The organism is uncultured Nostoc sp. (genome assembly GCF_964245575.1).
Taxonomy (GTDB): domain Bacteria; phylum Cyanobacteriota; class Cyanobacteriia; order Cyanobacteriales; family Nostocaceae; genus Nostoc.
Genome location: NZ_CAXTNP010000326.1, coordinates 1 through 7,575, shown reverse-complemented (window position 1 = coordinate 7,575; position 7,575 = coordinate 1). Strand labels below are relative to the sequence as shown.

Annotated in this window: 6 protein-coding genes and 1 pseudogene; 6 read left to right on the top strand and 1 reads right to left on the bottom strand. The window is 37.9% G+C overall.

Annotated features, from left to right (window positions below):
- The first annotated feature begins 318 nt into the window (after nt 1-318).
- A complete protein-coding gene (locus tag ACFFAP_RS33040) occupies nt 319-561 on the top strand; it encodes a PIN domain-containing protein (protein WP_375515176.1) in 243 nt (80 codons plus the stop codon).
- Complete coding sequence (locus ACFFAP_RS33035) at nt 545-778, top strand: hypothetical protein (RefSeq protein WP_375515175.1); 234 nt, start codon at nt 545-547, stop codon at nt 776-778. Before ACFFAP_RS33040 ends, ACFFAP_RS33035 begins: the two co-directional genes overlap by 17 nt.
- Before the next feature lie 106 nt (nt 779-884).
- Here ACFFAP_RS33035 and ACFFAP_RS33030 read toward each other — a convergent pair.
- Nucleotides 885-1,493: pseudogene (locus ACFFAP_RS33030) on the bottom strand (AAA-like domain-containing protein).
- A gap of 349 nt (nt 1,494-1,842) precedes the next feature.
- On the opposite strand from ACFFAP_RS33030, the gene ACFFAP_RS33025 reads away from it, so the two are divergent.
- The 4 genes from ACFFAP_RS33025 (at nt 1,843) to ACFFAP_RS33010 (ending at nt 7,276) form a co-directional block, all read left to right on the top strand.
- Nucleotides 1,843-3,432 carry a PAS domain-containing protein gene (locus ACFFAP_RS33025; protein WP_375515174.1) on the top strand — a complete coding sequence of 530 codons (1,590 nt, stop codon included), beginning with the start codon at nt 1,843-1,845 and terminating at the stop codon, nt 3,430-3,432.
- A gap of 565 nt (nt 3,433-3,997) precedes the next feature.
- Nucleotides 3,998-4,597, top strand: coding sequence for a cytochrome b/b6 domain-containing protein (locus tag ACFFAP_RS33020; RefSeq protein ID WP_375515173.1), 600 nt, complete (start codon nt 3,998-4,000; stop codon nt 4,595-4,597).
- 24 nt (nt 4,598-4,621) lie between these two features.
- Nucleotides 4,622-6,055 carry a bifunctional orotidine-5'-phosphate decarboxylase/orotate phosphoribosyltransferase gene (locus tag ACFFAP_RS33015; RefSeq protein ID WP_375515172.1) on the top strand — a complete coding sequence of 478 codons (1,434 nt, stop codon included), beginning with the start codon at nt 4,622-4,624 and terminating at the stop codon, nt 6,053-6,055.
- 120 nt (nt 6,056-6,175) lie between these two features.
- Nucleotides 6,176-7,276, top strand: a complete 1,101-nt coding sequence (locus ACFFAP_RS33010; protein WP_375515171.1) for an AI-2E family transporter — start codon at nt 6,176-6,178, stop codon at nt 7,274-7,276.
- Nucleotides 7,277-7,575 lie beyond the last annotated feature (299 nt).

Genomic DNA, 7,575 nt, shown 5'->3' with positions numbered 1-7,575 from the left:
TTTGCTTTCTCATTTTAGTGTTTTCCGCAAGCAAAATCAGCTTTGACTTACTCAAACCCCAGTTTGCTTTCTCATTTGAGTAATTCACGCATTCATTTTGGTATATCATTGAGCCGAAAGAAAAGCGTAGGCATAGCTCGTCGTAGACGACATCGCTTATCGCTCGATCAACATAGTCGCTCAAAATAAACCTTAATCGCCATGAAATCTCGCGTTGTATTACCAGTTTAATCTTACGTTGAATGATGGTGTTTCGCCGATGAAGCGTCTACGCTCTCTACTTTCAAGTGTAAATCGACAAGCGATCGCCTATGAGAGTTGAGAGATGAATATAATTGCGGATACTTACAAATAGCTTCATTGAGAGTATTAGTAGATAAAAATATTAGAGGTAGAGCAGATCAACTAGAACAACAAGGAATTAAACCTATTGATGCACTTCATGTAGCGTGTGCGGAGGCTTCCCAAACTAATTATTTTATTACTTTTGATCGGAGACTAATCAACCATTGTCAAGATTTATCACTCAAGGGAATCAACCCAATTGATTTTATTTTATAGGGATGAAATTAAAATTAAAGTTATTGACGAACAACAAAATTTACAAGAAGTGATGCAGGTTCTACTCACCCACTTAGAACCATCGAAGGTAATGAAGTTTTGGGCAGCTTGTAAACTAGGTAAAAGCGATTATTTGGAACTTAAAGAAAAACTGTTTGCTGAAGAAACAGTTGCCAGTTTATATGCCAAAGTCAAAGAATATCAAGATGAAGCCTAATGTTCCAAGCTAGAAGAGGCGATCGCCTTTATAACGCGATCGCGTCCTATTCTTTTTGCTTGTGAGTTAGTTCATCTAAGCTGGAGAGGACAAGCAACTGTTGATTTTATTGTTTCAACGGTTCAACACGAGTATTGTTAAAATCCTCACTTTTTTTCAGATATTGTCGGAAATATAAACGATATAATTCACACGCAGGAGTACTGCGATCGCCTTCTAAATTAATTAGCCCCATACTCTGTAATTTACATGCCAATGCTGGGTCTAATTTCACATAACTTGTAGCGTTAATTACCTCATAAAAAGCATCTTGTAATTCTGGCTCATCTCCTAGCGCTAAGACAAACTGCCTTAAATACTCGTGATAAATTCCTGCTTCTGTGGGTGCTTGTTGCAATAACTGTTCTAAATCCCCTTATAGTCCCCCTTTACCCACAAGGTGATATAAAGCCAATCGCAGCAAATAAGGATATCCTCCCACCACTGCCATCAAACTCTCAACGTTTTTACCATTTGTCCAATCCAAGCCGTGACGTAGTGCCAAATCCAGCACCTGCTCTTTTGTAAAGGGAGGTAAGTTAATCGGTAAACCAATATTAAATGGTGATTGAGTCAGTTTTCTCGGGACAAGAACTTCCGTTGAATAAACCAGAACTAGACGCAGTTTTTGCCAAATTTCTACCCCTTTAGCTCTTTCATGCCACAATCGCACCATTATTCTTTGGAACTCAATCTAGCCTGCCTTGTTTGGATAGCAGCCAGTCGTTTCCCAAAAAGTTACAAACAAGGCTTGACAATTTTTTTGTATCCTGAAATATTTCACGTGACTTCAGCAGAGAATTTTTTTTTACAAATTTTTTTGAGTTTTTAGGTAATTATATGTGATTTGAACTACTTTTTTTAGACATATCTTAGAATGTAGATGCACACAATGTAGTGGCTTTTTCTAAAAAATTGCTATTGCGATCGCATTACCTTTTTCTAAATTCCATCCAAATTGATGATATGGGCAGTTACAGCCTAATCAACCAAGTAGACGATTTGTCCATAACTAGATCGTCAGGATGCTAAAACAGCGAAGAGAGAGCCACAGGCTACAGGATATCTTCCTCATCGTACCAGCAGCTATGCATATAGAAGAACCCGCTACCCATGAACTGGAAGCTCCATCAGTAGAAGATTCCCAGAGTTTCCCTGAATCACAACCACTGCAAAAAGGACAAAAAAATTCATCTCCAGAAAATTTAGATCCTTCTCAATCCTCACAAGCCGCCTTACAAATGGCATTAATAGCCAGTGGCTTGGGGTTGTGGGATTGGAATCTAATAACCAATAAAACCTATTACGATCCTCAGTGGAAGGGCATTCTGGGGTATGGAGTAGACGAAATCGACAATGAGCATAAATCCTTTGAGCAACTTGTACATCCACAGGATTTACCAATAATTCACCAGGTATTGCACGATTACCTGCAAGGATGCACACCTGTGTTTGAAGTCGAATTGCGAATGTTGACTAAATCCGGTGAGTGGAAGTGGATTCTAGCTTGTGGGAAAATATTTCAGTGGGATGAATTCGGTAAGCCAGTGCGGATGGCGGGGACGCACAAGGATATTACTCAGGATAAAGCGATCGCTACTCAACAATACCAACTATTTGAACAACTCCAGTCTACCGAAGACCAAGTTAGGGAAAAATCACAGCAGCTAGAAACTACCCTCGAAGAACTCAAATATACCCAAAAGCAGTTATTGCAGAACCAGAAAATGGCTAATCTCGGTCAACTGGTGGCGGATATGGCTAACGAAATTAACAACCCCGTTAGCTTCATCTACGGCAATCTCCATCCTGCAAGTCAATATGCTGAAGACTTAATCAGAATTATTGAACTTTACCAACATCACTATCCCACACCTACTCCAGCTATTGCCTTACATCTGCAACGCCTCGACCTTGGTTTCGTGAAGACAGACTTTTTAAAATTGCTGTGGTCAATGCGAGCCGGATCTGAACGCGTTAAAGAAATTGTTTTCGCCCTGCGGAATTTTTCAACGTCTGACGAAACTCAAATGAAAAAGGTTGACCTGCATGAAGGACTTGATAGTGTTCTGAGGATTTTGCAGCATCGTTTAAAAGAAAAACCTGATAGAGCCAGGATTGAAGTAATTAGAAACTTTGGGGAATTGCCCTTAATCGAGTGTTATCCTGGTGATCTCAATCAGGTATTCATGAACATCTTAACTAATGCCATTGATGCCTTAGAAGAAAGGATGAAACATGATTATTCCTTTATTCCCAATATTTTTATTCATACAGAAATTATTAGCAGTCATTTATCATTAGTCAATAGTAATGAACTTTGGGTAAATGATAAACTACTAGGAAAAAAACACAAAGTTCTAATTCGTATTTATGACAATGGTAAAGGCATACTTCCCCATATTAAAAAACAGATATTTGAGCCATTTTTTACCACCAAACTAGTAGGTAAAGGTAAGGGGCTGGGACTATCAATTAGTCGGGAAATTATAGTAGAAAAACATCAAGGTAAACTTAAGTGTAATTCTCAATTAGGTCAAGGCACAGAGTTAGTCATTGAGATGAATACAACAGTAAGACACTATACAGCTATTAGAAAGCACGCCAGCTTTTGAGCAATATTTAAGCTAATGAGCATTTAAGTTGCATAAAAGCAGGGCTGTACTGCTTCGCAGAACCCGTAGGGTAGCCCTTACTACAAGCGAATCATTCTGGAAAACTAGAATGACGATTAGCTTAATAATCTCACAAGTTTTAAAAAATTTGACAGTAAGGAAATATTGGGGGTGGTTTTAAAAACCCCTCTTTTTTTGAGATAAAAATAGAATTTTGCTCAAAGGCTAAACGATTGTGTCAACTTAAGCTGAAAACCTATCTAGAAGAAGCTTTGAGAGATAGCCTCGTTCCCAAGCTGAGTTCACTAATGACATTTGTGCGCCTTTGCCATATGTTGCATCTTTTATTCCACGTTTCAAATGAATCGTAGAATGAGAAAATAAGGGTAAGTAATAATCCCCAAACTTGCTAGACTATTTACCCAAGACAAATATAGCTTTTCCTAATCAAATGAGGTACATCAGAGCAAGCTCCCCGTTTGCTCTTAGGGGGTTGGGGGTGGGGTTCTTGTATCTCACTTAACTAAAAACCGCTATAAACAACAAATTTTATGATTCAAAATCTATGACTTCGACCGTTCCCTCTCAAACTCGAAAGCCACCCACTCAAGCAATAGGAGCCAAAATTTTCCACTCCTGTAACATCATTAGTCTATTTATCATGCTCACCAGTGGATTACAAATTTACAACGCCAATCCTGTTTTTGGTGGACGTGCAGGTTTGCACATTCCTCCGATATTTACCTTAGGAGGTTGGCTTGCAGGAGGTAGACACTGGCATTTTGCAGCAATGTGGCTATTTTCGCTTAATCTCTTGTGGTATGGAATTTACATTTTAATTACTCGGCGTTGGCGACATCGGTTTGTAGGTGCTAATGACCTCAAAGCATTACAAAAAAGTCAAAATTCCAAACGTCTAATTTATGCTTGGCATCGGATTGTGTATACAGCAATTATTCCTATTTTACTACTGGCGTTATTTACAGGAATAGGAATGTATAAACCTGCTCAATTTCCCTGGATTGTGGATTTGTTTGGCGATTGGCAAGCATTGAGAATTGTTCACTTTGCCTCAGTGCCGATGGTTGTCTTATTTGTAGTAATTCACTCTCGATTAGGAGGGAAAGCTGGTGGTACTGAATTAACAGAATCAATGTTTTGGTAAACAATCTTTTTTTAAACTAAAAATATGAACTTTTTTGATAAATTGAATCGGAATATATTGCAAAATCAAAGCTTACTATTTGTAGGACTTGATCCAAATCCAGAGATGATGCCTGTGCGTTATGAATCTGAAGAACTCATCACTGGTTTGTGGAAGTGGTTGCAATTCATTATTGCTGAAACTTCTGATTTCGTTTGTGCTTATAAACCGACACTTGGCTTCTACGAAGCATTAGGTATTCCCGGTTTAGAATTGCTGTACAAAACTTTAGCAGCTATTCCAGCCCACATCCCTGTTATTTTAGATGCAAAACACAGTGACTTAAATACTAGTACCATTTTTGCCCGGACTGTGTTTACAGAATGGCAGGTAGATGCAATCACTCTTAGTCCCTATACAGGACAAGATCATGTAGCACCTTTTTTGGTCTATCCTGATAAAGCGGTGTTTATTTTATGTTGTACTTCTAATCCAGGTGCAGAAGCTTTACAGCAATATCCCACAAACGAATCACCCCTTTATTTACAGGTGGTAAAAGAATCAAAAACCTGGGGGACTCCAGAACAATTGAGTTTGGAAGTGGGAACTACAAATCCTGAAGTATTAGCACTTATTCGAGCGATCGCCCCGGAACGAATTATTATGGCGCGTAGCATCTGGGCAGAGGGGTTAAACCTAAGACAAATTTTAGAAGCAGGTTTGAATGCTAACGGTGATGGTTTACTGATTCCTGTTCCTCAAGATATGTTGGGAAACACACAACTATCTGAGGAAGTCCAGTCTTTACGCGCAGAAATTAATCAAATAAAAACTGAAATTATCCACGAAAATTCCACATGTTCTGTGTGGTTCCCTGATGTTTGTTTCCTAAATCAGCACCCCCACCAAGATTTGATTTTACAACTTTATGATATTGACTGCATTATGTTTGGCAGCTTTGTTCAAGCATCAGGAGCTATATTTCCTTATTACATCGACTTACGCAAAATTATTTCCAATCCCCAAGTTTTTAATCAAGTTCTCACAGCTTATGAGGATATTTTGAAGAACCTGAATTTTGATAGAATAGCAGGTATTCCCTATGGTTCTTTACCAACTGCAACTGGTTTAGCTTTGCGCCTTCATTATCCAATGATTTTCCCCCGAAAAGAAGTAAAAGCCCACGGAACTCGGAGAGTAATTGAGGGTAACTTTCATCCTGGTGAAACAGTTGTAGTGGTTGACGATATTCTCATCAGTGGTAAAAGTGTCATGGAAGGGGCAGGAAAGTTGGAGTCAGCAGGATTAAATGTTGATGATATTGTGGTATTTATCGACCATGAACAAGGGGTGAAAGATAGGTTACAGCAAAATGGTTATCGCAGTCATGCGGTTTTAACTATTTCGGAAATTACTAATACTTTGCATCAAGCAGGGCGAATAAGTGAAGAGCAGTTTTTAACTTTTGCTGAAAGTTAGTAATAGGAATAATGGGGAGTAGGGAATGGGAGAAGATTTTTCTTGTCTACTTCCTTTTGAGCAGATTTAATTACTCGGTTCAATCTAGTAACTAGAATAATTTTGGCTTGTAAATTAATTATGAATTTTCCACTGAATCAATTACTTAGATGGTTAATTTTTACGCTGTTATTTCCTCTAGTGTTTCTCAATGGTTGGCTAGCATTTTTGCTGGTTAAAAACTTTCAACCTGTTGTAACAATTCTTGTCTTAGCTACTTTGCTTGCATTTGTTTTAAACTATCCTGTTGCCATTCTCCAAAAGCGAGGAGTTAAACGTGGCTATGCAGTAGCCTTAGTTTTTATATTAGCATTGGTAATTATCGTTGCTCTGGGTATCACTTTGGTTCCCATTGTTTTAGAGCAATTTAATGAGATGGTGAAAGTTGTTCCCCAATGGATTGATTCTAGCGAAGAAAAACTTCAAATTTTAAATGATTGGTTTTTTAGGCACAAATTAAATGTGAATTTAAGACAGTTATTAACCCGATTAACTGAGCAATTACCCACTGAATTAGAGTTTCTTTCAGATAAACTTTTAAGCATTCTCATAGATACGATTGATAGCATCTCTGAGGCATTAATCACAATAGTAGTGACTTTCTATCTGTTGTTAGATGGCCCAAGGCTTTGGGAGGGGATATTTAAAAAGCTACCTGGAAGTTTTGCTCAGAAGGTAAGCCAATCTATTCAACAAAACTTTCAAAATTACTTGATTGGTCAGGGAAGTTTAGCTTTGCTTATGGGAGTTTCATTAACATTATTGTTTTTAGCTTTTCAAGTCCAGTTTGCTTTACTTTTCGGTTTAGGGGTTGGGCTTTTGAGTTTAATTCCCTTTGGCGATGTCGTTAGTCTTGTTGTAATAACTTTAATAATAGCCACACATGATTTTTGGCTAGCGGTGAAGATTTTTGCAGTAGCTGTTGTTATTGACCAGTTAATTGATCAGGCGATCGCACCACGACTTTTGGGCAAATTTACTGGTATCAGACCAATATGGGTGTTAATTGCTTTGCTTGTAGGAACCAATGTTGGCGGAGTCTTAGGTTTGCTAGTCGCAGTACCTATAGCTGGTTTTATCAAAGATATAGCAGATGGTTTTTCTAAATCTGGTGATTCTGATAACATGGGTGAGGGTGAAGCAGTATCAGAATTGTTGGCAGAGAAATCAATATCGCAATAAGTTTGTGCAGGGATGGGATGTGACACTTGAGAAACGGCTCTCAACTTTAAAGCTTTTTTAGCTCAAATGGTAAATTTTGAGCTAAAATTTACCCTAATAATAGTAATTTATTTTACAATTGAAAATAAACATGGGAATTATTGAAAATGCTGATTTACCATTACCAGAACCTGTAATTTTTTTTATACAAGTTCCTATCTATAAAAGTTTTAAAATAGACGAATCAAATTGGCAGCAAGTTTTGGAAATAGAAAATTTTGAGGGTACTATTGATACTTATTGTGTAGAATGTCAAAAAG

What these genes read in the sequence shown, in the direction of transcription:
- ACFFAP_RS33025 (WP_375515174.1), top strand. Translation starts at nt 1,843, where the DNA reads ATGCTAAAACAGCGAAGAGAGAGCCACAGGCTACAGGATATCTTCCTC.
- ACFFAP_RS33020 (WP_375515173.1), top strand. Translation starts at nt 3,998, where the DNA reads ATGACTTCGACCGTTCCCTCTCAAACTCGAAAGCCACCCACTCAAGCA.
- ACFFAP_RS33015 (WP_375515172.1), top strand. Translation starts at nt 4,622, where the DNA reads ATGAACTTTTTTGATAAATTGAATCGGAATATATTGCAAAATCAAAGC.
- ACFFAP_RS33010 (WP_375515171.1), top strand. Translation starts at nt 6,176, where the DNA reads ATGAATTTTCCACTGAATCAATTACTTAGATGGTTAATTTTTACGCTG.